General features: G+C 40.4%; 20 protein-coding genes and 1 pseudogene. 14 read left to right on the top strand and 7 right to left on the bottom strand.

Annotated elements, in window-relative coordinates:
• The first annotated feature begins 1 nt into the window (after window position 1).
• The 6 genes from IOD06_RS02755 to IOD06_RS02730 all read left to right on the top strand — a co-directional run bounded on the left by IOD06_RS02755 (window position 2) and on the right by IOD06_RS02730 (window position 6,725).
• Window positions 2-1,765 carry an NAD(P)/FAD-dependent oxidoreductase gene (locus IOD06_RS02755; protein ID WP_194618985.1) on the top strand — a complete coding sequence of 588 codons (1,764 nt, stop codon included), beginning with the start codon at window positions 2-4 and terminating at the stop codon, window positions 1,763-1,765.
• A 16-nt stretch (window positions 1,766-1,781) separates the two neighbouring features.
• Window positions 1,782-2,840 (top strand): DUF1365 domain-containing protein, encoded by a 1,059-nt coding sequence (locus IOD06_RS02750; protein WP_227669855.1) that lies wholly within the window; start codon window positions 1,782-1,784, stop codon window positions 2,838-2,840.
• Window positions 2,841-2,972: 132 nt separating this feature from the next.
• A complete protein-coding gene (locus IOD06_RS02745; RefSeq protein ID WP_194618981.1) occupies window positions 2,973-4,367 on the top strand; it encodes a cyclopropane-fatty-acyl-phospholipid synthase family protein in 1,395 nt (464 codons plus the stop codon).
• Between the two features lie 76 nt (window positions 4,368-4,443).
• Window positions 4,444-4,854: a DUF2177 family protein gene (locus IOD06_RS02740; protein WP_010200017.1), complete on the top strand. Its 411-nt coding sequence runs from the start codon at window positions 4,444-4,446 to the stop codon at window positions 4,852-4,854.
• A gap of 146 nt (window positions 4,855-5,000) precedes the next feature.
• The gene (truC, locus tag IOD06_RS02735) at window positions 5,001-5,786 is read left to right on the top strand and encodes a tRNA pseudouridine(65) synthase TruC (protein WP_010200016.1); all 786 of its coding nucleotides are present in this window, start codon (window positions 5,001-5,003) and stop codon (window positions 5,784-5,786) included.
• A 72-nt stretch (window positions 5,787-5,858) separates the two neighbouring features.
• The gene (locus tag IOD06_RS02730) at window positions 5,859-6,725 is read left to right on the top strand and encodes a hypothetical protein (protein WP_194618979.1); all 867 of its coding nucleotides are present in this window, start codon (window positions 5,859-5,861) and stop codon (window positions 6,723-6,725) included.
• Window positions 6,726-6,809: 84 nt separating this feature from the next.
• Here IOD06_RS02730 and IOD06_RS02725 read toward each other — a convergent pair whose 3' ends face one another.
• From IOD06_RS02725 to ampC, 4 genes and pseudogenes are all read right to left on the bottom strand, one after another.
• Complete coding sequence (locus IOD06_RS02725) at window positions 6,810-7,037, bottom strand: serine hydrolase (protein WP_227669854.1); 228 nt, start codon at window positions 7,035-7,037, stop codon at window positions 6,810-6,812.
• Between the two features lie 49 nt (window positions 7,038-7,086).
• Window positions 7,087-7,422, bottom strand: a pseudogene (locus IOD06_RS02720) (transposase); the annotation flags it as partial.
• 97 nt (window positions 7,423-7,519) lie between these two features.
• The gene (locus tag IOD06_RS02715) at window positions 7,520-8,248 is read right to left on the bottom strand and encodes a bifunctional 2-polyprenyl-6-hydroxyphenol methylase/3-demethylubiquinol 3-O-methyltransferase UbiG (RefSeq protein ID WP_194618977.1); all 729 of its coding nucleotides are present in this window, start codon (window positions 8,246-8,248) and stop codon (window positions 7,520-7,522) included.
• A gap of 653 nt (window positions 8,249-8,901) precedes the next feature.
• On the bottom strand, window positions 8,902-10,077 hold the full coding sequence (ampC, locus tag IOD06_RS02710; RefSeq protein ID WP_010200011.1) for a class C beta-lactamase: 1,176 nt from the start codon (window positions 10,075-10,077) through the stop codon (window positions 8,902-8,904).
• A gap of 487 nt (window positions 10,078-10,564) precedes the next feature.
• Here ampC and IOD06_RS02705 point away from each other — a divergent pair, with 487 nt between their 5' ends.
• From IOD06_RS02705 to IOD06_RS02695, 3 genes are all read left to right on the top strand, one after another.
• Window positions 10,565-11,119, top strand: coding sequence for an acyl-CoA thioesterase (locus IOD06_RS02705; RefSeq protein WP_010200010.1), 555 nt, complete (start codon window positions 10,565-10,567; stop codon window positions 11,117-11,119).
• Between the two features lie 65 nt (window positions 11,120-11,184).
• Entirely contained in the window at window positions 11,185-12,321 is a 1,137-nt protein-coding gene (locus IOD06_RS02700; RefSeq protein ID WP_189580804.1) for a cation diffusion facilitator family transporter, read from the top strand.
• Window positions 12,322-12,755: 434 nt separating this feature from the next.
• The gene (locus IOD06_RS02695; RefSeq protein WP_189580806.1) at window positions 12,756-13,310 is read left to right on the top strand and encodes a DUF2059 domain-containing protein; all 555 of its coding nucleotides are present in this window, start codon (window positions 12,756-12,758) and stop codon (window positions 13,308-13,310) included.
• Window positions 13,311-13,435: 125 nt separating this feature from the next.
• Here IOD06_RS02695 and dps read toward each other — a convergent pair whose 3' ends face one another.
• Entirely contained in the window at window positions 13,436-13,918 is a 483-nt protein-coding gene (dps, locus tag IOD06_RS02690) for a DNA starvation/stationary phase protection protein Dps (protein WP_189580808.1), read from the bottom strand.
• A 409-nt stretch (window positions 13,919-14,327) separates the two neighbouring features.
• On the opposite strand from dps, the gene uvrB reads away from it, so the two are divergent.
• The 3 genes from uvrB to IOD06_RS02675 all read left to right on the top strand — a co-directional run bounded on the left by uvrB (window position 14,328) and on the right by IOD06_RS02675 (window position 19,299).
• Window positions 14,328-16,439, top strand: a complete 2,112-nt coding sequence (gene uvrB / locus IOD06_RS02685; protein WP_194618974.1) for an excinuclease ABC subunit UvrB — start codon at window positions 14,328-14,330, stop codon at window positions 16,437-16,439.
• Window positions 16,440-16,527: 88 nt separating this feature from the next.
• Window positions 16,528-17,997, top strand: a complete 1,470-nt coding sequence (locus IOD06_RS02680; protein ID WP_189580812.1) for an AbiH family protein — start codon at window positions 16,528-16,530, stop codon at window positions 17,995-17,997.
• Window positions 17,998-18,246: 249 nt separating this feature from the next.
• Window positions 18,247-19,299: a histidinol-phosphate transaminase gene (locus tag IOD06_RS02675; RefSeq protein WP_189580814.1), complete on the top strand. Its 1,053-nt coding sequence runs from the start codon at window positions 18,247-18,249 to the stop codon at window positions 19,297-19,299.
• A gap of 149 nt (window positions 19,300-19,448) precedes the next feature.
• On the opposite strand, the gene IOD06_RS02670 is transcribed toward IOD06_RS02675, so the two are convergent.
• Together IOD06_RS02670 and IOD06_RS02665 are read right to left on the bottom strand one after the other, a co-directional pair.
• A complete protein-coding gene (locus tag IOD06_RS02670) occupies window positions 19,449-20,375 on the bottom strand; it encodes a hypothetical protein (RefSeq protein WP_189580816.1) in 927 nt (308 codons plus the stop codon).
• A 150-nt stretch (window positions 20,376-20,525) separates the two neighbouring features.
• Window positions 20,526-21,119, bottom strand: coding sequence for a hypothetical protein (locus IOD06_RS02665; protein ID WP_189580818.1), 594 nt, complete (start codon window positions 21,117-21,119; stop codon window positions 20,526-20,528).
• Between the two features lie 67 nt (window positions 21,120-21,186).
• Here IOD06_RS02665 and IOD06_RS13565 point away from each other — a divergent pair, with 67 nt between their 5' ends.
• Together IOD06_RS13565 and IOD06_RS02660 are read left to right on the top strand one after the other, a co-directional pair.
• Window positions 21,187-21,483, top strand: coding sequence for an IS630 transposase-related protein (locus tag IOD06_RS13565; protein WP_308430249.1), 297 nt, complete (start codon window positions 21,187-21,189; stop codon window positions 21,481-21,483).
• Entirely contained in the window at window positions 21,410-21,982 is a 573-nt protein-coding gene (locus IOD06_RS02660) for an IS630 family transposase (protein ID WP_227669852.1), read from the top strand. Before IOD06_RS13565 ends, IOD06_RS02660 begins: the two co-directional genes overlap by 74 nt.
• Window positions 21,983-21,997: the final 15 nt, after the last annotated feature.

Here is a 21,997-nt window from a genome sequence, read left to right as displayed (position 1 = left end):
TATGCTGTTCAATCGCCGTAAGCGTGCTAGTACGAATACAGTGTCAACCAATAAAAAACAACTTAATGCCTTTAAAGATTCAGCTAATGTGCCCGTGAAAAAGCGTATCGCTATTATCGGATCGGGGGTATCAGGACTGACTTGTGCTCATTATCTGATAGCAGAGCATGATGTGACGATATTTGAGGCCAATGATTATATTGGTGGGCATGTAAACACCATCGATGTGGCGCTACAAGATGGCAAAAAAGCAAAAAACAGTAAAGTAGAAAACAGCGCAATAGATACCGGTTTTATTGTCTTTAACGAGCGTACTTATCCCAACTTTTTTCGCTTGCTTCATGAGTTACAAGTGCCGTTTCAAGCAACGGATATGAGCTTTTCAGTAAAAAATATCGCGCGTCATTTTGAATACAATGGTCATACGCTCAATACTTTATTGTCACAGCGAAAAAATGTACTCAATCCTAAATTTTGGCAATTTATCAAAGATATCCTACAGTTTAATAAGCATATCAAGCAGCTGCGTCAAGATTATGATGCGGCGCGTGCACAAGGGCAAGATGTCAGCGGCTTTACTGCGCAAACATTGGGCGATTATTTAGCGCAAAAACGCTATGGTCAGCTGTTTACCGATAACTATCTACTGCCGATGGTATCGGCTATTTGGTCAACCAGTTTGGACGAAGTACAAGATTTCCCATTGGTGTTTTTCGCCCAGTTTTTTGACAATCACGGCCTGCTCGATGTGGTTAACCGCCCGCAATGGTTTACGATCAAAGGTGGCTCTAAGCAGTATGTTAACAAATTGATTCCCCGCTTCGTTAAAGCAGGCGGCAAGGTAAAAGTCAATACTCCGGTACAGTCTGTGGCTCGTGATGGTGATAAAGTATTATTGACAGTTCAGAACAAAGATAATGCTAATAACAGTATCGATAATTTTGTGTTTGATGACGTTATCTTTGCTTGCCATGCAGATACCGCGCTCAAGATTCTAAAAGATGCCAGTACCGATGAAGCTGACGTGTTGAGTCATTTCCGCTTTACCAAAAATACGGCTGTCCTGCATACCGATACCCAAGTGTTGCCCAAAAAACCTCTAGCGTGGGCAAGCTGGAATTATCTGATAGATGATAAGACTGATTCTACAAAGACTGAGCGCGTAGAGGCCGCCTCAAAACCTGTACTCACTTATCATATGAATATTCTGCAACGTCTGACCAAAAAGCATAATTATTTGGTCACACTGAATCCAACCGCAGCTAATGAAAATATTGACGATAGGCAGGTTGTTAAACGCATTGATTACAGTCACCCCGTGTTTGATCTAGCGATGATTGATGCTCAAAGTAACTGGTCAGACATCTCTGGCAGTGGTCTCCATACGCATTTTTGCGGCGCATATTGGTTCAATGGTTTTCACGAAGATGGTGTACGCAGTGGCCTACGTGTGTGTCAGGCGCTCGGTCATACTGTTACTATAAAAGATGAAGTCGACCCAAGTCACTTGCCGGATAGCGATAGCGCACACACGCCGTTTCGTTATAAAGACTTACCAGTAAAAGCCGATAAAAATTCGCGCAAACTGACGAAGCGTCAGGTAGTGACAACGACGACCAATCAGGAATTGGTTGATTACGTTCACCGTTTACAGTCTGCCACTAATGACTCGATGCAAAAGAAAAAACGTGGCTTATTTGGTCGACGTAAAGCCGAACAGCATAGTACTAAGCAACATAGTACCAAGCAGTATAGTAATGATTGAAATAGAAGAGAGTCTTATGACGACCCCAGCGCATCCGTCTCACGCAATGCCAGAGCATGAGTTACCTTGTACCTCTGACAGCTTGCCGCACCAGTTATTTCATGGGACTACGTGGCACAGTCGGCTACTGCCAAATGTGCATAAGTTTGTGTATCCGTATCGCTATTGGGGTGTCAATATTAGCGCGTTAGCAGCAGGGCAGGCGCTTCCTGAAGTCGATATAGCAGGCTTTGGTAAACGTAAGCGCTTAAAAGGACTGCCATTATTTTCCACAGGAAAAAAGGCATTACAGCAGTTCTATCCTGATGATTATTTACAAAGCATATCACAAGAATTAAGTTCGCAAGAGCCAAATAGCCTAAGTGAAAATAATAATCCAAATGATGCTAAAAAATCGCTCGATGTAAACGCTAAAAATAGTAAAGAAGCTAATAATAGAGTAGCCAACAATAAATTAGCTAACGTCAGTAGCTATCAAAAGCTTGAGCAAAGACTGCGTCAGGCTTTTATGACCCATGCTGGTAGCGCGCCAAGTGGTGACATGCTGGGTTTGGTCGTTTGCCGCAATGCTGGCCTATACTTTAGCCCCGTAAATTTCTATCTGGGCTTTAATGAGCAGCAACAGCCAACGCATTTACTGGCTGAGGTCTCTAATACACCATGGAATAAACGTCACTATTATGGGTTTTTACTAGATGGAACGGATACCGAATTCTGCCATGATAAAGACTTTCATGTCTCACCATTTAATCCTATCGACCAGCTCTATCGCTGGCAAGTTAAGGTTAAACAACAGCGAGATAACTGCTTACAAGTGCGCATTGCCATCGATATTAGCGACGAGCGGGGAGAGGTGCTAAAGACTGGGATAAAAATGTCTGGTGTACCAATGACCGAGGCAACGGTGCGTGATAGCTTGCGCAAAAATCCGCTGATGAATATGACGTCGTTAACGCGTATTTATTGGCATGCTTTTAAGCTCTATGCGATTAAAAAAGTGCCTTATATTAATTATGATGAAAAGCTAGCCGATAGCAAACAGCAGCAAGCGGCTAATAAAAAAAACAGTGTTTGACCAGTGCAAAGTTAACATTCAGTATAAATGTAAAACTCAGTACAGAGTTAATATCAATTTTCAGAATTAAGCCACGCGACTTCAAGAGCCTAATGTCCAAGCATAAGGCCTTTAAATAAGGATAAGTAGACGATGTCAGCACGACCGACCAACAGAAATCCAGCTTCGACATTAGGAAGATTTACCGCACGTATTAATAAAACCGTTAATGGCAGTGCCGTATTGCGACCAGTCAATGACCGTATTAATAATTTGGCACGAAAGTTAATCTTTCGCGCGTTAAAGCACGTGCAGTTCGGCAGTATTACGTTGATCGAAGCATTTGATGAGCACGCGCCTAAAGAGCAAAGCTTTGGTAGCAAAGCCGCTGAAGCGATGAGCAGCTCAGCAGTGGGTCGCCATCCTTTAAATGTGACGTTGATGATTCATGACAGTGCCGTCTATCGCCAATTGTTATTTGGTGGCTCAATTGCTCTAGCAGACAGTTATATCAATGGTGAGTGGGATACGGATGATCTGACCGGCTTGATTCGGTTGGCAGCGCGCAACTTAGCCGTGCTTAACCAGTTAGAAAACCGCTTCGCTGCGGTCAGCAAAACTTTTGAAAAAGCCAAGCACCGACTGCGTAGTAATGATAAATCTGGCTCAAAATCCAATATCTTAGCGCATTATGATTTGGGCAATGATATGTATGAGCGGTTTTTAGACGATACCATGATGTATTCGTCGGCAGTATATCAGTCGCCTGATACGACACTGAGCGATGCCCAGCAGCATAAGCTGGCGCTTATCTGTCAACGTCTACAACTGAGTGCTGACGACCATGTCATTGAAATCGGTACTGGCTGGGGCGGTTTCGCTATTTATGCCGCCAAGCATTACGGCTGTCATATAACGACAACGACCATTTCTGATGCGCAGTATAATGAGGCACAGCAGCGAGTCGAAGCTGCTGGACTGTCTGATAAAATCACCCTCCTCAAGCAGGATTATCGTGAGCTGACTGGGCAGTATGACAAATTGGTCAGTATCGAGATGATTGAAGCGGTCGGGCATGAATTCTTGCCGACGTTTTTTGCTAAGTGTAATAGTTTGCTTAAGCCAACAGGGCTGATGGTGCTGCAAGCGATTACCTTTAATGATCAGAACTATCAAGACTATATCGATTCGGTCGACTTTATCCAGACCCATATTTTCCCAGGTGGTTGTCTGTTGTCCAACCAAGAGCTCAATACTCAGTTTACTGAGCAGACCGATATGGTTATCAAACAATTGCATGATTATGGTTTTGATTATGCGTATACGTTGCGCGATTGGCGCACAGCATTTATGGCACAGCGCAACGAAATCAAAGCACTCGGTTATGATGAAGCCTTTATCCGCTTGTGGGAGTTTTATTTCTGCTACTGTGAAGGCGGATTTTTGGAGCGCACCATCGGCGTGGTGCAAGTAACAGCGGTCAAACCAAATAACATCGATACGCTGCATTTTTCTGATTTGCCAGCGGCAGACAAGGTATCCGCTTAACGCATTGTTTGACCTGAGGTTGCGTGTTGGTGCAAAAGCGTCTAACGCTGAGCAACCCTTATAAAAGGATATTATTATGGCTTACGTATTTATCTATCTGGCTGCTGTTGTCATATTTTTGGGCGTTGATGCGGTTTGGCTTACGACCATGAAAGGGGCTTTTTATGAGTCGCGTATCGGTCATCTATTGGCTGATGAGCCAAATATGATGGCCGCTGGCGTGTTTTATATGTTTTATATATTGGCACTCTGTATATTGGTTCTGTATCCGCAAATCAAGGCAGGAGCGTCTGTTGGTCATATTTTCTTACTGGGTGGTCTGATAGGACTGATGGCATATGGAACTTATGACTTTACCAACTTAGCTTTGTATAAAGGGTTTACTTTAGATACCGCGTTAGTAGATTTTGCGTGGGGTGGAATTTTAACTGGCTCAGTGAGCGCTATCGTTGCTTGGCTGGCGTACCGTTTTCATTGGTTGAGCTAACCATTATTTATATACCGCCTATTTCTCTGAAATACAGTCCAAATTTATTAGGCCAGTCAAAGGGCAACAAAAAGGGCAATAAAAAGGGTATATATAAAAGACAGTAGATATATAATTACATTATTTAAAATAATAGTAACTAAAGTATGGGCATTGAAAACATAGATATCGAAAGTGACACCGCCAATCAAATCGCTAACCCAATAGAAATTATCTATGAAGATGAGTTTTTGGTGGCGATTAATAAAGAGGCGGGTCTATTAGTGCATCGCAGTTGGCTGGATAAAGGAGAGACCCGCTTTGCCATGCAACTCACCCGTGATGCGGTAGGTTGCCATGTATTTCCGGTACATAGGTTAGATAAGCCGACATCAGGCGTATTGTTGTTTGCCAAGAGCTCAGCCGTGGCGCGCAGCCTTACCGAGGCTTTTACTGCGCATAAGGTTTCCAAGCAATACTTAGCCGTGGTGCGTGGCTTTATGCCAGAGCAGGGCACCGTTGATTATGCATTAAGTTTTAAGCCCGATGCCATTGCCGATAAGTTTGCCAACTTGGACAAGCCCGCTCAAGAGGCGGTGACCCATTGGCAGAGCTTGGCTCAAATTGAGCTGCCATTTGCGGTGTCAAAAAAGCATGAAACTAGCCGCTATAGTCTAATGCGCTTAACCCCCGAGACCGGTCGCAAGCATCAGCTGCGTCGGCACATGAGACATTTATTCCACCACATAGTAGGCGATACCAGCCACGGCGACGGACGGCACAATCGATTTTTTCGTACTCAATACGACTGCGCACGTATGCTGCTACATGCCCAGACTTTAGCGCTCAGCCATCCGGTCACTGGTGAGCCATTATTGCTAAAAGCGGGATTAGACGATCAATGGATGAGTATCATGGAAGCGTTTTCTTGGGTAGAGAGCGCTGAAGTTTGAGCCGCGTAAAGTTTAGGTTCTGTCTTATAAAATCATTTCAAAATAGTCGAAATACTGGTATGGAGTTCAGCCATGTTAACTTTTCATTCAAAATCATCATTGCCGATAATTAAAACGGCAATGGTTTCTACTTTACTAATCGGTACTGTCCAACTGATGATAGGCTGCGACTCACAGCCCTTATCTTCGAATAATGACGGCACTGCGCAAACAAATACTGTAGATAAAGACATGGCTAAGAATGATGAGATGTCTGTCAATCCAGCGCTTACAGATACGAGTGTTATGGATAAAGCACAAATTAACGAAGCAGCAGATATAGCTAATGAGCAAACCGTCAGACCGTCAGGGTATCAAAAGTTAAGCTTCGGTCAGGTTATTACCCCTGAGCTGCTAAGTAGCCTAGGAATGACCAAAGCAAAGAGCGATAACGAACAATGCTATTACGTCAGTAATCCGAAACTGAGCTATGTCGATAAAGAGTACGGTGAACGTGCTTCTGTGCTATATCAAATCATAGATGGTAAAGTTGCTCTGATCAGTATTCAGGATCCAAGCATCACGTTTTATAAAGACATCAACATTGGTGATTCAGCCACAGCGGTTATGAAATCACATAATGATGAGCTTGACTACGAAGTCGATAAATATGCAGTTGATGGTGACTACTATAGCCTGATTGCTAATGTTAATTTCAAGGTAATAAAAGAAGGTCCACTCGGAGAATCATTGAAAGACGAAAATATTGAGCTTAATAATAAACAGGACAAGCCGCCTCTACAAATTGAATATCATATCAAGGGCGGTCAAAAACTTAATGATTATCAGATTAAGGCGACTGAGTGGACAGCAGACAATAAAAGCCTATTAAAAGGTGAGGTAGAAAGCATAGATATCGGTATACCAGAAGCGATTTATTTGGTCGAAGGGTGCTCTTAAAAGTTGAATGTAAAAACCCAGCATCTAGCTGGGTTTTTTATGAAAGGCTGTTTTCTATAAGGTTGCTTTGTGACTCAAGATTAATTAACGAGTCATCGCACTCTCTAAAATCGTATAGGCTGCTTTGACCCTATCTGCATTTGGATAGTTTTTATTTGCCAGAATGACAATGCCTGATTTTTCGGCAGGAATATAAGCGATATAACCACCAAACTCATTAGTAGCGCCTGTTTTGTTGACCCAGACGTTATTTAAAACAGCCGTTGGATGATTGTCTGTTGTAATGGCTTGAGGCTTTAGCACCACGTCCATCGAGTTGCCTTCGTAGGGGAGGGTATCCCAAATTCTGTGTAACTGCCCTTTAGATTAAATGCTTGCTGATGCGGTCATCAAACATAATCATAAAGCGATTAAGAGCAGACGTCCAGTTACGGATGGACATTGACCACTTTTTTGATGCCTGCTGAGTTGCTAAGTACACCACCTTGAATGCTGCCTGATCAGATGGGAACACCTTACGCTTATTCACCGCCGTACGAATGACGCTGTTTAGCGACTCTATCGTATTGGTGGTATAAATCGCTTTTCTGATGTCTTTAGGATACTCGAAAAACACCGTTAAGCCCTCCCAGTTATTACGCCAAGAGATGACCACATGCGGGTACTTATCACCCCACACCTCATCAAAGTGCTCAAGGTTGGTCTCTGCTATCTCAAGCGTATCAGTGCCGTAATTAGGACTTGATATCAAGCCCTAAATGGAGGCAGTCGCACCAAAACGCTTTGGTGTCGTTTTATCTTTGTGCAGACACTAATATCATCATTGGTCGCTCCGCTTCTTCAGCAAGCGCAGGGTTTTCTGCTATCTGCTGCGCTGTTGGGCCCCACTCATTAACATGGCGAATAGTGAAACCAGCAGCCATCAGCGCGTTTAATATAGTGCCCAAAGTCCGGTGATATTTTACCACCCCGTCAGCTAGCCAATTGCTTACGCGCTGACTTTCATTTTGATAGTTGTTGACTGCCCATGATCGCTGACCTTCATCATCAGTGAGCCAACCTTGGCGTACCGAACAAGTATAAATTGGGTGTTCGGCAGTAAAGACAAACCAACCGTCAGGTTGCAGTGATTGATAGATGGCAGAAAATAGCGGAGCGAGATCAGGTAGATAATGTAAAGCCATTTGACTATATACCAAGTCAATAGCCTGATTCGGTAGTGAAAGATGCTCGAGGTCCTCGCACTGGTAGCTGATGCCACTATCATTTGTGAGCTCTTGTGCCTGTGCCAGCATTTTTTCGGACAAATCGATACCAAGAACTTCGGTAGCCCCTAATTCTCGTGCACTGCGACAAAACCAACCGTATCCACAGCCGAGATCTATGACTCGTTTTCCGGAAATGTCTGGAAGTAGGGTCTTAACAGTCTCCCATTCAGGTGCAGATTTTAAGCCAAACTGGGAGCGTGGTAGTTGAGCATAACCATCGAAAAAAGCCTGATTATCGTAAATATTTTGAGACATAATAAACTCCGAAAGTAATTTGATCCCCTAAAAACGAGGCAAAAAAAGCGAGCAAGGGAAGCCCTGCTCGCTCTATTAAGCTGCCGTTAGACAACTTAAACGAAAAGGACCGTGGATGAATTATCATCCACGGTCCTGATTTAATCGCCACATAAATAACCGCCGCCATCCCTATAAAAGAGGCATACAAGTACTGTGGCGATGAATGTAAGGAAGCTAAAGCTCCTTATCAGGCTCTGAACAATACTTCATCGCAAGCAATTGTTAGAGCTCACTCGGGTAACGAGCTGATCTGAATCGTACATATTTCGCATAATAAACCAATAAAATAAGGGTGTTTACACACTATTTTAACGACTTTAGTGAAAAACATCAATTGGTGCTCTACATCATATCTAACGACACTCTATGACTATGTTGACCTTTTATCGTCATGTAATAGTGATCCAACAACCGATCCCGCAAGATTGATAGTGAAGAAATAACTCGCTCCTTGATGATAGTGCCTTCGATATTGCATGATACTCTACGAGTGATAGGGTAGAGTTGATCTTAATCTATTAGGTTGGGTGTCGCAAGCTCCACCCAACCTACGGACTGGATTATTAATGAAAGGCTGTTTTCTATAAGGTTGCTTTGTGACTCAAGATTAATTAACGAGTCATCGCACTCTCTAAAATCGTATAGGCTGCTTTGACCCTATCTGCATTTGGATAGTTTTTATTTGCCAGAATAACAATGCCTGATTTTTTGGCAGGAATATAAGCGATATAGCCACCGAACCCATTAGTAGCGCCTGTTTTGTTGACCCAGACGTTATTTAAGACAGCCGTTGGATGATTGTCTATTGTAATGGTTTGAGGCTTTAGCACCACATCCATTGAGTTACCTTCGAGTAAGGTATCTAGCTGAGTAGGATAAGGGTACATCTCCCATCCTAACCCTTGTGTAAAAGTGCTCGCCTGATAGTAACCTTTTCTATTATTATTTAGTGCTTGCTGAATATCTTTATCCAGCGGTACTAGCCCCATATTCGCCGCCATAAAATGCGTCATATCTTTAATGGTGGATTTAATGCCATAGGCTTCAGCGTCTAACATGCCAGGATTGACTCGGATAGCATCGCCAGCAGCGTTATAACCAAATGCATAATCAGCCATCTTGTCACTAGGCACATTGATAAAGGTGTTGGGCATATTGAGTGACGGCAGTATTTTTTCTTCCATCAATTGTGTGTAATCAGCGTCCATGCTCAATGCCGATATATAGCCAAACAGACCGATACTGGCGTTGGAATATAAACGCTTTGAGTTGATAGGGAATACAGGCTGCCAAGATTTATAGTAACGGAGCAACTCTTCATTGTTTTTGACGTCATCAGGGACTTGTAGCGGTAGACCACCAGCTGAATAGGTGGCTAGGTTTATAAGCTTGGTGTTGCCAATGGCGCTGTTTTTTAGGTAAGGAATATATTTGTCAGCGGTATCTTCTAATGCAAGTGTGCCATTTAATTCTGAATAACTGGCTAAGGTAGCAGCAAACGTCTTACTAATTGAGCCTAGCTCAAAAATAGTGTTTTCTGAGACAGGTATTTTGGCTTTCTTGTCAGCCAAACCATAATGATAGAGATGTGATTTACCATCAACAATAATACCAAAAGCCATTCCTGAAATATTATGCTCATTCATTAGTAATTTGGCTTGTTGATCAACTGTGCTCTTTAGATGGTCATTGTTATCTGCTGCTTGTACGGTTCCAGATAGTAATGATGCTGTCACTAAAGCGGTAAGTCCGACTTGATTTAACAGGGTTTGAAAGGGTTGTTTCATTATAGGGTTTCTCATTTATTCTAATAGATGTATTAATAATTTAATGCTTATGCAAATAGCGCTTTGCTTTCAGTTCGGGTATACCGTTTTACATTATAGTCAGTGAAAAGCAGTATCGATACATCACGCACTGCTAATATCAATTTTTCTTGCTTGCTGTGCCTGTGCAGACAGAGGCTACGAAAAATTAATATCAGCAGTATCGTCGCGTTTTTGAGGTATTTTGACTATATCTCAGAGCACGGAATCCCCGACAATTTTGGCGATTCCGTACCGTTGATTGGATCTTTTAAGGTATACCCAAGTGGAACCAGTGATTTCACCCTTTAAACCTATTTACAAACCACTCAAAATAGACTGCTATAATGGAAACTATTATAATAGACTATGAGAATGGTTATCTTTATAAAAAATTACTGAAGGCAAGTGATCAAAACCCGTTTGGTCGCTCAAGGCCAATAAATTTTAGAACACCGTAAGGAATGTTATGCCCCAGTACAATACTACCTCCACCGCCAAAAAAGCCCCTTTGAACCATGAACTATATATGACGGTGCTAATGACCCCTGATATGGCAAATTTCATCGGCAATGTACACGGTGGTGATTTACTCAAAATGCTCGATCAGGTCGCTTATGCCTGTGCCAGTCGCTATAGCGGCAACTATGTGGTGACGCTATCGGTTGATCAGGTGATGTTCCGTGAGCCAATCTATGTGGGTGAGCTGGTGACCTTTGCCGCGAGCGTCAACTACGTGGGTAGAACGTCGATGGAAGTGGGCATACGTGTCGAAGCAGAAGATGTGCGGGCGCGTACGGTTCGTCATACCAATAGCTGCTACTTTACGATGGTCGCCATCGATGACAATGGCAAACCAACTCCTGCGCCGCCGCTTGATATCAAAAATTTGATGCAGCAGTGTCGTTTTGATGCAGGCTTAGAACGTAAGAACCTACGTATGCAAAGCTCACACCGTCCTAGCTGTGATATTGAGAATATGATTGGTGAGCTAGCCAGCAGTCATGACAATCAAGCTAAGTAACATGACACAGTAGCCAAGGGTTTCCAGCTTAGTGGTTAAATATTCGCTATTTTACTGAGACTATTATGAGTTTGAAGCCATCAAAAACCCATTCAAATATTCCTACTCTTACTCCTAATCAGTCAGTACGCCGCAATAGTCGTGCTCGAGGTGCTGGTACGCTCATTAACGACGCCACTTCTGATGGTAATTCTCGTTCCGGCTTTGATGGTTCTAAGTCAGCAACCAACAAAGAAGAACAGCATTCTGCCTCATTGACGACGGTTTTGATTGCCGTCGGGGCCAACCTCATCATTGCTATTGCCAAAACTGTAGCGGCGTTTATGACAGGTTCTGCTTCTATGATTGCAGAGTCAGCACACTCTTGGGCAGATGCAGGTAACGGCACTTTATTAATTGTCGCCGAAAAAAAATCCGTCAAACCTGCTGATGAAAGTCATCCGCTCGGCTACGGTAAAGAGTCATACGTCTGGTCGATGATTGCGGCATTTGGCGTCTTTATGGCGGGTTCCATTGTCTCCATTTATACTGGTATCACCGAGTGGAATGCGGCTGAGAGCGAGACCGACTATACCATTGGTTTTATTATATTAGCAGTCGCCTTTGTGCTAGAAGGCTTTTCGTTGGTGCAGGCGTACCTGCAAAGTAAAAAACATGGTGAAGCGATTAATGTCAGCGCTATTGGTTATGTGGTCGATACGTCGAACCCCACTTTACGCGGTGTATTTTTTGAAGATTTAGCGGCTGTAGTTGGCTTGGTTATCGCTGCGGCTGCGATGGGTATGCATGCTTATACCGGACAGCCCTTTTGGGATGCGCTAGGTTCTATCGTCGTCGGGCTATTATTAGGCGTGGTCGCTATCTTTTTGATCAGCCGTAATCGGGATTTTTTGATTGGTTACAAGGTGTCTGATAGGATGCATTCCTATGCGTTGAGCGAGCTGCTCAATCATGCAGATATTGATAGTGTTTCTTACTTACACCTAGAGTGGGTGGGACCCAAGAAAATATTTATGGTGGCGGCAGTAGACATCACTGGCAATCAAAAAGAAAAAGAAATCGCGCAAAAATTTGAAGACATTGAAAATTTGTTTCGATGTAATCCTATCTTTCAAGAAGCTATTTTGACACTGTCTGTACCCAATGCCAAAACGTTATCTTTGCCGGAAAATTATTTGGCTAATAAACAAGATTTTGCATGATAGTCTAGATGACGGTGCTATTAACAACTACTATGGCTAAATCTTGCCAAACTGCGTCAAATAGCTGGTCAATATCCTGATATTATCTGCGCTCTTTTCCTTGGTTGGCTGCAATTTATCTCATTTGCATCACCATTTTCAAACTGAGGACACGCCCTAGTCGTTCTAGGTTAGACTTTATCGTCGATGGATGCCTAGTTTGGTAAGATTTTATCTATCAGCAGTCCTAATATTTGAAGGTTCAATAGACTCCAGTTACTCTTAACTATACGGGTCTAATAACTATACGGGTCTAATAACTATACGGATCTAATAACTATACGGATCTAATAACTATACGGATCTAATAACTATACGGATCTAATTCGAAAAATTAGGCTAAGATAACAACGATAATTAGCAGTAAAAACTAGATACTAAAATAAGGTGATAATATGACATATATTTTGAAAAATACTTTGGTGTCTCTGACGTTTGGTTTAAGCGTCGCTACTATGATGGCAGTACCGACGCTCTTTGCACAGGCTGCGGTACCTACTGACAAGTCAGTGAGAGAGTTAGTAAATGTCACACATTTGAATGAAACAATTAAACAGATGTCCTCGAAAGATAGTTTACAAAAAATAGTTAATGACTCTATGTTGTCTAGCCTTGTGACTGATGACATGAGTACTGCCCAACGTCAAAAACTAATCAAAGTTTTTTCTAATTATAGTAGTAGTATATTTGATGATGAGTATATTGAAACTATCAATGAGGCACAAATTCAAGCGTATGTTAGTGCTGTAAAAAAGTATTTTACTCAAGAAGAAGTTGACGCTCAAATCGATTTTTACGAAAGCGACTTAGGGGCTAGCATAATAGAAAAGCAGCCTATTATGATGCAAGAATATGCGAAAGATGTCAGAGCTATTATGACACAGAATGTTTCAGCCGAGCTAAAGAAAGCTTTGCCCATTATGATAGAAGAACTAAAAGCCCTGAAATAGAAAATGGTAGAATATGCGTGCATAAAAAAAGGTCACCCAATCAGGTGACCTTTTCTATTTTTACTTCATATAATACTTCGCACTTAATATAATAACGTTAATAATCAACTAAATTTTTAACGGTATTATTTCCTTGGCGCATTTGCACCGATGAACCATGCATCTTTATCAATAATACGGCTGGCTTCTGTAAATAAATCAGCTGTGTCTTCATCGCCTGCATCACCAGCAGTAGCGATCGCTTCTCTCAAAGCTTCCGCGACTTTCTTGTAGCGGCTCGTCAGCTCGCGAACATGTTGATCTACTTCGGTAATGTCAGTAGGGTAATCGTCTAAAATAGATTCTTTTACCACGCGACTGGCCAAACCATTTGGCTGACCACCTAAGATTACAATACGTTCTGCGATAGTATCTGATACTTCAAGGATACGATCTGATGTGTCATCTAATAATTGATGCACACCGATAAAGCCAGTACCTTGTAAATTCCAATGGCATTGTTTGCCATCTAAAGTTAAATCAATGACATTTGCTAAGTTAGCGTTTAACACATCGATCATTTTTTTGGCAGTTTCATCGGAAATTCCACTTGCGTAACGTTCTCTCATATCTTACTCCGTTATGTATTTTGTTTTATTGAATTAAATAGGTCACTTGTTTCTTATTTGGTTTTTGTATTAGTAGTGCTTGTTGATTCGTTATGAATAATAACAGCTTAAATCTGTGATGGAACCCTTCAGTGTTAGGCTTTATGAGGTGGTCGTGTAAGGAGTTTGTTAACCATGAAAATCTTTGTAATTTTATTCAAGATTGTGTGAGTTTTTTATAACAATATAAGATTTATCACCTAATAAAAAATTGATTCTTTGATAAAAAATATCTTTATACACTTACACTTCGGGCTGTGGAATATCGTTGTAATCATAAGATAAGCCTCGTCACTATCCGTTAAAAAGCCTTTAAAAACCGCTGCTCAGACCCCATATTGTTATAAACCTCAAGAAGAAGAAAGCCATTATGCGTATGCCCGAACCGCGCTCATCGCGTCAGTTAAACCAATTGGCCACTCAGCTCCAAGGCGAAGCTGAAATTAGTGGTGTTAATGCGTCAGGGACGCAAATATCGAGTCGTGCCTTTGAGATGGTCACCGATTTTGAACCAGCAGGGGATCAGCCACAAGCGATCAAAAAGCTGGTCAATGGTATTAATTCTGGTATGAATGAGCAGTTGTTATTGGGGGTGACGGGTTCTGGTAAGACTTATACCATGGCCAAGGTCATCTCTGAGACTCAGCGTCCGACGATTATCATGGCGCACAACAAAACGCTTGCCGCTCAGCTGTATGGTGAATTTAAGTCGTTTTTCCCGAATAACGCGGTGGAGTACTTCGTCAGTTATTATGACTATTACCAACCTGAAGCTTATGTCGCAGCGAGTGATACCTTTATCGAAAAAGACAGCGCCATCAATGATCATATCGATCAGATGCGTCTGTCAGCGACGCGCGCTCTATTAGAGCGTCGTGATGCTATTATTGTAGCTTCTGTATCGTGTATCTATGGTTTGGGTGATCCTGAAAGTTATCTAAAAATGCTACTGCATGTCGTGGTCGGTGATCAGATAGATCGTACCGCTACCATTAAACGTTTGGTTGAAATGCAATATACGCGCAATGAGCTAGATTTTGGTCGTGGTACATATCGCTTGCGTGGCGAGCTGTTAGATATCTATCCTGCTGAATCTGAGCAATTGGCTGTTCGTGTGCATTTATTTGACAATGAAGTGGAAAAAATCACTTGGTTTGATCCTTTAACAGGTAAGACGGTACGTAGCGTGCCACGTATTACTATTTATCCAAAATCGCATTATGTGACGCCGCGCAATAAACTAGAAGCTGCCAGTCATACGATTCGCGCTGAGCTAGAGCCGCGTCTAGAATATTTCCGTGATAACAATAAGCTGATAGAAGCACAACGTCTCAAAGAGCGTACCCAATATGACCTTGAGATGATACAGCAGCTTGGCTACTGTAATGGCATCGAAAACTATTCGCAGCATCTCTCTGGCCGTCCATCAGGGGAAGCGCCGCCGACGTTGTTTGATTATATTCCAGAAGATGCACTGCTGTTCCTTGATGAGTCACACGTGACCGTCTCGCAAATTGGCGCGATGTATAAAGGCGATAGATCACGTAAAGAAAACCTCGTGAATTACGGCTTTCGTCTGCCAAGTGCCATGAACAACCGCCCGATGAAGTTTGAAGAGTGGGAGCGTATCAAGCCTAAGACCATTTACGTTAGCGCCACACCAGCATTATATGAGCTTGAGCATAGTGAGCAAGTCGTTGAGCAAGTCGTCCGTCCAACGGGTTTGATTGATCCTGAGATTGAGATTCGTCCTGTATTGACGCAGGTCGATGATGTGTTATCAGAGATTACCAAGCGCCGAGAAAAAGATGAGCGCGTATTAATTACCACATTGACCAAACGCATGTCAGAGGATTTGACCAGTTATCTAAAAGAATATGATGTCAAAGTTGCTTATCTGCATTCTGACATTGATACCGTTGAGCGTATGCAGATTATCCATGAACTGCGTACAGGCGTGCATGATGTACTGGTCGGCATTAACCTATTGCGTGAAGGGTTAGATATGCCAGAAGTATCATTGGTCGCGATATTTGATGCCGATAAAGAAGGCTTTTTGCGTTCTGAGCGTGCACTTATTCAGACCATTGGTCGTGCTGCGCGTCATATCAATGGTAAAGCTATTCTTTATGCTGATCGCATTACCAACAGTATGCAAAAGGCGATAGACGAGACCGACCGTCGCCGTGAAAAACAAGTGGCATTTAACCTTGAGCATAACATCACACCGAAAGGTGCGCGTCGTAGTATTACCGATAAAATTGATACGGGCGACGATCAAAACGCCAATGACAATCAAGTGATTCCCATCAAGAGCAATCTGCCTGATGTGGATATTAGTATCTTACGCAGTCCTGATTTGCTAGCCAAAGAAATCAATCGTCTTGAAAAGCTTATGAAACAGATGTCTCGTGACTTGAAGTTTGAAGATGCCGCGAAAACGCGAGATAAAGTGCTTGAATTAAAGGCGCATTTGATTTAGATGGTAAGGTTTAGAATATAAAAACAGTAGGCGGGTTAACGGATAGTTAGCTCGCCTTCTTTTTGGATGATAAAAAGGAGAATAAAAATTGGACACAAAAAGAATATTCGTACTAGGTAATGGTTTTGATTTAGCTCATTATCTGCCAACTGCATATGTGCATTTCATGGATGCAATGATGGTTGTGGAATCTTGGAAAGAAGAAAAAGAGCTTGGTTTTGATCATTTATTTCAGAAATATATTGCAGGACAATGTTCTGATAGAGACAAGGATTTTTTTGGCAAGACTAAGGAGTTGTATAAAACAGATGACTTGAGGTTGTCGATTGATACTGTGAAGGATTTGCAAATAAAGTTAAAAGATAACGGCTGGTTTCAGCATTTTAAGCATCATTTAACTGGTGTAGATACGTGGATTGATTTTGAGAACGAAATCGAAAGTTTACTGGTGAAAATGTGTGATTTATTTGAAATGAGTTTCGATGAAAAAACAATTGGTTACTTCACAGATAATACAAGTTTATATTCTAATATTGATAATGAAACATTGACTATAAAAGCTACAGATGTATTAGCTGACAATTATCGTCAAGTCAACAAAGCATTTTTTGATAATTTTAAATTGCAAACGACGTTTGTGCAGAACACTTTAAGAAATTTTCATTTGATAGATGATTTATATTTTAAAGCTGAGGATACATATAATCCAAATAGTTTTCGTTCGAATACTATTGAACGTAGTGGAATAAGCTTAGAGGAATTTAAAGAGCTAAAAGAGAGTAATTCACCTTATGCCAGAAGAGTCACCAAGGAATATTTCAAAAACGTTATAGATATAAATTTTCTAAAAAAGTACTCTGATAGCTATTTAGAGTTTGAAGGTAATAAGGTATTAAGACAAATTCTAAGCCATTTAGATGGCTTTAATGATATTTTTAAGATGTATATCATGCTAGTAGTAAATCAGCTTGAGCCAATAAATGAGTTTGTAAGGTTTGGTGACTTGAATAAGAATCTACAAGCAATATTTACTTTCAATTACTCTAACTCATTTGAACGTTTGTACTCTGATGTCAAATTATTGACTATTGATAAGGTTCAATATGTTCATGGCAGCACTAACAGTCGTAAAATTGTATTAGGTATAAGTGATCTGGAGGATGAACGTCTTAGAAAATATAAAGTTTATGGTTTTGTTAAAACTCATCAAAAGTTAATTAATGATACTGACTACCAATTCCTTGACCATGAAGATCTAAATATTAAACGTGTATTAGGTCAATCTCTAAGTGATGTGCCTTATGAAGTTATCTTTTGGGGTCATTCTTTAGCTGATTCAGATGCAGAGTATATCAAAGCTGTGTTTGAGATGAATGCTGATGAAAAATTACCCAATGTGAAATTAAGAGTTTGGTGTTTCCAAAACGATCCTCATGAACCGTTAGCTAACTTGATTCACATTGTTTCTAAGGAAGTTATAGAGCGTTGGATGAAGAAAGGTTGGCTAGTATTTGAAGCCGCACCCGATATCTATGAAGAGAATAAAAAGGCTGAATGACCATAGCTTGAAAGTGTTTTTTAATAATTTGCGTCCTATATTTTTCATAGCAGTATAGGTGATGACAAGTCACAGTCTCTTGTGTTGAATTGAACCAATATTAGGACTAAAAGGAAGGGTTTTATAGATATAAATTAATAACTAAAATTTGGTTGTAACAAAACTTGTGTTTATACCAAATGCCCCTTAATATGATATCAATGAGCAATATGAACTTATAACAACGGACGTTGAGGCACATAATCCATCATGCAAAATAACAAATTCTTAGAATTAAATGCGAATGAAAACTCACTAGGCATGTCAGACTCTGCCAAACAAGCCATTATAGAGTCTTTAGGTGAGGGCTTTCGTTATCCAGATAATCCACGCGCTGCGCTCATTAGCAAAATTGCCACCATCCATGGTGTGGCAGAAAACCAAATCTCATTAGGCAATGGCTCGACTGAAAATATGCGAGCGGTCATACAAATGCTGCAACACAAAGCCTTAAAAGAAGGTAAAGCATTCCAGATGGTCATTCCGGTACCAACGTTTGATTGTGCAGAGATGTATGCAAATTCTATTGGCGTGCCGGTAGTTAAGATACCATTGACCGCTGAAAACTATGATTATGATTTTGATGAACTACAAAGGGCTGCTGACGATTTTGATGGCATCAGCCTACTTTATATTTGCAATCCAAATAATCCAACTGGCATCATTACATCAACGGAAAAACTCAAAAATTGGGTAAGTAATGCACCAGATAACCATTACTTTTTATTAGATCAAGCTTATTTAGAGTACGTGACAGATCCAAGCTTCGAGAGTGGGATTGAGTGGTTAAAACAAGGAATATCCGACAACCTCATTGTTATTCATACTTTTTCAAAGTTATGTGCCTTAGCCGGTATGCGAGTGGGCTACGCGATTTCTAACCCGCAAGCTATTGAGACTGTCGAAGCGTTTATGTCTATGGACAATACCAACTTATCAGGTGCGGTTGCTGCCATTACGACGTTGAATGATGCAGCGTTTTTAGCGCTAAGTTTGCGCAATACCAATCAATCACGTCAAATGATCGAAACAGTGTTAGATGAACTTGGACTTCGCTACTTACCATCACAAACTAACTTTATCTTTCATGAAATAAAAGGCGATTTAAAAACTTATATCGATAGAATGCGAGAGAGTGGCATTAAGGTTGGTCGCGAGTTTCCACCTGTCATAGGCTTCAATCGCTTGACGCTTGGCACCCCTGATGAGATGGAGGTGTTTATAAAGGTGTTAAAAGAATTTCGTGAAAAAGGTTGGGTTTAGCGCCTGTATTGAAAGGTTGGTAAGTTTAAAGCCAGCTGAATTTGAAAGACGGTATTGTGAGAATTTGACTTTGTCAGGCATTGCAGCCTGACTCAAGTAAATCTGTCTCCGATATATTCGGGGCGGTTCAAGAAAAATAAGCTCTGAAATTAGAAGGGACAGTCAATCGGCTCTTCATTAGCTAAAAAAGCCATTTGGTAGTTATAGGTATCATTAACACATATCTCTGTTTCGTTAACAGTTTCAAACTGATCTGCGATCATATATATAGAATGGCTAAAGTCTATAACCTGTTGGGGCGAGCGCAAATCTGTGGCCAAGTTATCAGCAGTAAAGTGAATTTTAGCGATATTGTCCTCAATTTTGACTATGGAGCTATTGTTGCCAAAATTACTTGACTCAAATCCTAGTTTTTGTTCTTCTGGCGTTAAGCCGTTCAAATATTCTTGGATGCTGTTTTTGAGTGGCGATGCTTTATCTACATATCGAATAACATAGCTTGATTTATCTAAGTTTGAATTCTCAAAATAAACTTTTACAGCTAGTTTATTTTTGACTGATTTCTTATTCATTGTATCAAGATATTTTTTATAGTTTTCAACATGAGTTTTACCACTAATAGGTTCACGCAAATCTAAATGACGAGGCTCTAAATCAACTCCTCCTTCATCTTTGAAAGGAAATAGGAAGTATTGATCACAATCCTTTTCGTAACATCCAAAGCTGAATTTAGAGCCATTATTACATTCTGCATGACCGTAAGCTCCAGCATTTAAGGTAACATTACAAATGCTTTTATCTACTTCAATATCTTCAAATGTCATTTCGCAGGTTGTAATAGAATTCATGACGTAAATGTTTCGAGGTGACTCTTTGGTGAGCATTGGAATCAAATGTTTGATATCATCCTTAGCTAATGACCACAAGATACCCTTTTTAGGTATATCGTTCTTAATTGTAGTATCTGAGTCAACGCATAAGGTTTGGTAAACTTCTGTATCCTCCTGACATGCAGGTAAACACAGAGTGATTAATAATGCACTTACAGTCTTATAAATATTCTTTGATAAGTTCATAGACTGTTTTTCTTTTATCTTTAATTTAGTGAGAATTTTGGTTGATTCAGTATATCAATGCACTGCAAGTAGTTTAAAAATATGTTTAATAAAGAATTAACTATAGCTGCCTTATTGAGCTGTGCTAATATTCGAAAAAGATTTAATAGTTTAGATTCCTAAAATGTTTCCTGAATTGTTCACTTTATAATTTTTAGATTTGTCATTAAAATTAATTTCTATATTTTTATAATTTTCGCTAATAGAAAATCTTCTATCAGAATTATCAGCTGAACCTATCTTTCCGATCAATAGTTTATCAATTATTTTTTTATTATAAGTAACTATCGTATATTCTTCAACATCTGTCATATTTCTAGCTAAAATATAGACTTCTATGTCATTTATATTTGGAAGTTTTAATATAGTGTCTATATATTTGATATCAGCGTAGCCTTGCTTTAAATTAATAGGCAAAACCTTAATATCATAAGTTGGAAACCTATTTTTACAAAAAGTATTATCATTTTCCATATTGCAATTTGTGTAACTATTAAGCGTTAACGGAAGTTTTGTTTCTTTGATTATCTTACTTTCGTCCGAATTGGATGCTTCCATTTTAATATAACTAACTTCTTTATCTACTTCCTCTATGAGTTTTGAATATTTATTTTTATCTTCATTATTAACTATTGTCTTTCCACTAATTGCTTGAGGCTGTGAGATATCAAAGTTACATCCTACAATAAATAAAGAAAATGACATTATTATAAAGACCATGACTTACTCACTAGATTTTCGTAAACAAGTTCTTAAAAGTATAGATGACGGCATGACCTTTGCTGAAGCTGCTATTTTCTATAATCTCAGCCCAACCACCATACAAAACTGGAAGAGACTTGTTCATAGCAGAACGACTAGGCAAACCAAACCCTATAAAATACTAGATGACGTGCTACTTAATGATGTCAAAGAACATCCTGATGATTACCAGGATGAGCGAGCACGTCGTTTAAACTGTAGTAAAACAGGCATTTATCATGCCTTAAAGCGCCTTGGTATCAGTCAAAAAAAAGACCTTGGAACATCCAAAAGCGTGTCTGATAAAAAGAGCGAAGTATCGGAGTAAGCTTAATAGCTTTACGCAGCAAGGCTACCCCATTGTGTACATGGATGAAAGTGGCTTTGAGGCTGAAACTATTCGTCCTTATGGCTATGCACCGATAGGCAAACCTTGTATTGATAGCTACAACTGGCAAGCAAAAAAACGAACCAACGTCATTAGTGCTCTGTATGAAAAGATGTTGTTTGCACTGAATTACTTTGAACAGAACATTAACAGCAATATATTTTATGATTGGTGCAAGTTCACACTTATTCCAAGCCTTAAAATCAAATGCGTGATTGTCATGGATAATGCCAAGTTTCATAAAAATAAACGCATTCAAAAGCTATTGAACAGGCATGGTTATCGTATTCTTTGGCTGCCGCCGTACAGCCCAGACTTGAACCCTATCGAAAAGAAATGGGCACAGGTGAAGTTTCTACGTCAAGGCTGGATGCAAAATGACTTATCTAAATTGTTTTATGATATTTGTCCTGGCCATAACAGTTTTATTTTGAACTGACTATAGTTAATTATA

Origin of the sequence: Psychrobacter sp. N25K4-3-2, from assembly GCF_015351755.1 — a bacterium.
Lineage (GTDB): Bacteria > Pseudomonadota > Gammaproteobacteria > Pseudomonadales > Moraxellaceae > Psychrobacter > Psychrobacter glaciei.
The sequence above is the reverse complement of the archived record's forward strand: the minus strand, read 5'-3'. Positions and strand labels throughout refer to the sequence as shown.

Bases quoted from the DNA above. Each gene is read 5' to 3' on its own strand.
- IOD06_RS02755 (WP_194618985.1), top strand. From the start codon at position 2: ATGCTGTTCAATCGCCGTAAGCGTGCTAGTACGAATACAGTGTCAACC.
- IOD06_RS02750 (WP_227669855.1), top strand. From the start codon at position 1,782: ATGACGACCCCAGCGCATCCGTCTCACGCAATGCCAGAGCATGAGTTA.
- IOD06_RS02745 (WP_194618981.1), top strand. From the start codon at position 2,973: ATGTCAGCACGACCGACCAACAGAAATCCAGCTTCGACATTAGGAAGA.
- IOD06_RS02740 (WP_010200017.1), top strand. From the start codon at position 4,444: ATGGCTTACGTATTTATCTATCTGGCTGCTGTTGTCATATTTTTGGGC.
- truC (WP_010200016.1), top strand. From the start codon at position 5,001: ATGGGCATTGAAAACATAGATATCGAAAGTGACACCGCCAATCAAATC.
- IOD06_RS02730 (WP_194618979.1), top strand. From the start codon at position 5,859: ATGTTAACTTTTCATTCAAAATCATCATTGCCGATAATTAAAACGGCA.
- IOD06_RS02725 (WP_227669854.1), bottom strand. From the start codon at position 7,037: ATGGACGTGGTGCTAAAGCCTCAAGCCATTACAACAGACAATCATCCA.
- IOD06_RS02715 (WP_194618977.1), bottom strand. From the start codon at position 8,248: ATGTCTCAAAATATTTACGATAATCAGGCTTTTTTCGATGGTTATGCT.
- ampC (WP_010200011.1), bottom strand. From the start codon at position 10,077: ATGAAACAACCCTTTCAAACCCTGTTAAATCAAGTCGGACTTACCGCT.
- IOD06_RS02705 (WP_010200010.1), top strand. From the start codon at position 10,565: ATGCCCCAGTACAATACTACCTCCACCGCCAAAAAAGCCCCTTTGAAC.
- IOD06_RS02700 (WP_189580804.1), top strand. From the start codon at position 11,185: ATGAGTTTGAAGCCATCAAAAACCCATTCAAATATTCCTACTCTTACT.
- IOD06_RS02695 (WP_189580806.1), top strand. From the start codon at position 12,756: ATGACATATATTTTGAAAAATACTTTGGTGTCTCTGACGTTTGGTTTA.
- dps (WP_189580808.1), bottom strand. From the start codon at position 13,918: ATGAGAGAACGTTACGCAAGTGGAATTTCCGATGAAACTGCCAAAAAA.
- uvrB (WP_194618974.1), top strand. From the start codon at position 14,328: ATGCGTATGCCCGAACCGCGCTCATCGCGTCAGTTAAACCAATTGGCC.
- IOD06_RS02675 (WP_189580814.1), top strand. From the start codon at position 18,247: ATGCAAAATAACAAATTCTTAGAATTAAATGCGAATGAAAACTCACTA.
- IOD06_RS02670 (WP_189580816.1), bottom strand. From the start codon at position 20,375: ATGAACTTATCAAAGAATATTTATAAGACTGTAAGTGCATTATTAATC.
- IOD06_RS02665 (WP_189580818.1), bottom strand. From the start codon at position 21,119: ATGTCATTTTCTTTATTTATTGTAGGATGTAACTTTGATATCTCACAG.
- IOD06_RS13565 (WP_308430249.1), top strand. From the start codon at position 21,187: ATGACCTTTGCTGAAGCTGCTATTTTCTATAATCTCAGCCCAACCACC.